The sequence below is a fragment of the Defluviimonas salinarum genome (assembly GCF_026013545.1).
GTDB classification, from domain to species: domain Bacteria; phylum Pseudomonadota; class Alphaproteobacteria; order Rhodobacterales; family Rhodobacteraceae; genus Albidovulum; species Albidovulum salinarum.
On record NZ_JAPDOG010000084.1, the window covers coordinates 1 to 1,392 of the forward strand.

Genomic DNA, 1,392 nt, shown 5'->3' on the forward strand with positions numbered 1-1,392 from the left:
GATGCGCGCGCGCGGCTCGACGCGATCCTCTCCGAACCCGTCCGCCCGGCGCCCGGGGCATCCGGCGCGGGCGGCTGGCTCGACGGGGTGAAGGTGCTCGACCTCACCAACGTGATCGCCGGGCCGACGATCGGCTCGACGCTGGCGCGCTACGGCGCCGAGGTGACGCTGGTGCAGCCGGTCGAGCCCTCGGTCGATCCCTGGAACGCGGTGGTCTTCGGCCTCCATGCGCAGCGCGGCAAGAAAAGCGTGCTCCTGAACCTCAAGTCCCCGGAGGGCCAGGAGGCGCTGGCAAGGCTCATCGCCGAGGCAGACGTCATCACGATGAACGGCACCGACGAGCAGCGCGACAAGCTCGGCCTGTCGCCCGAGCGGCTCGCGGCGCTCAATTCGCAGGCGATCCTTGTTCAGCTCGACGCCTTCGGCGGGCCGATGCGGGGGCCGAAATCCGATCATCTCGGCTATGACGACCTCGCCCAGGCGGCGACCGGCGTCATGGTCCGCTTCGGCGGCGGCATGGAAACACCCGAGGAGCATGCCCATTTCGGCACGATCGACGTGCTGACGGGCTATTGCGCCTGCGTCTCGCTCGGCGCGGCGCTGGAGCGGCGGACCCGCACCGGCAAGGGCGGCATCGCCCGCGCCGCGCTCGCCGCGGCCGGCAACCTGATCCAGGCGCAGTTCATGTACGACTACGAGGGCCGGGCGCCCTTCGACGAGCCCTCGGGCCGCGAGGCGCGGGGCTGGGGGCCGTTCTACCACTGCTACGAGGCGGCCGACGGCTGGATGTTCTTCGCCGCGCCGGAGGAGAAGCGCGAGGCGCTGCGCGCGGTCGCCGATCTCGCCGATCTCGCGGACCGTTGTGAGGCCGAGCTGTCCGCCGCCTTGGCCGAACGCTTCGCCACCCGGCCCTTCGCGCATTGGGCGGAAGCGTTCACCGGCACCTCCTCGGCGGTGGTGCGGCTCGGCTCGCTCCACGCCACCCGCGACGCGGCGCTGCAGCGCGAGAGCGAGGGGGCGATCGACCTGACGCAGGCGACGTTCCGGGTGATCCGCCACGACCGCCATCCGCTGGGCCGCTGGGCCGATCTCGTCGCGCCGAACGCGGTGCGGCCCGGGCGCGGACGCATCACCATCCCCGGCCCGATGCCGAAATACGGCGTCCATACCCGCGAGGTTCTGGGCCGGATCGGATACGCGCCCGACGCCATCGCCGCGATGATCGCCTCCGGCGCGGCCGGGGAGAGCTGGTCGGACAAATACCTGCCGGAATGACCGCCATTGGCAGGGGGGAGGAGCCCCCTGTGCAACCGAAGAAGCAAAGGGAGACCAACATGACGGACGACCACAAGTACAAGACCTTCGCCCGCGCCATCTCGCGCCGGGACTTCA

The 1,392-nt window shown here is 71.3% G+C and carries 1 protein-coding gene; it reads left to right on the forward strand.

The features are described from left to right. Positions 1-1,275, forward strand: a 1,275-nt coding sequence (locus OM960_RS25360) for a CoA transferase (RefSeq protein WP_264773927.1), incomplete at its 5' end; no start/stop codon positions are given. Positions 1,276-1,392 lie beyond the last annotated feature (117 nt).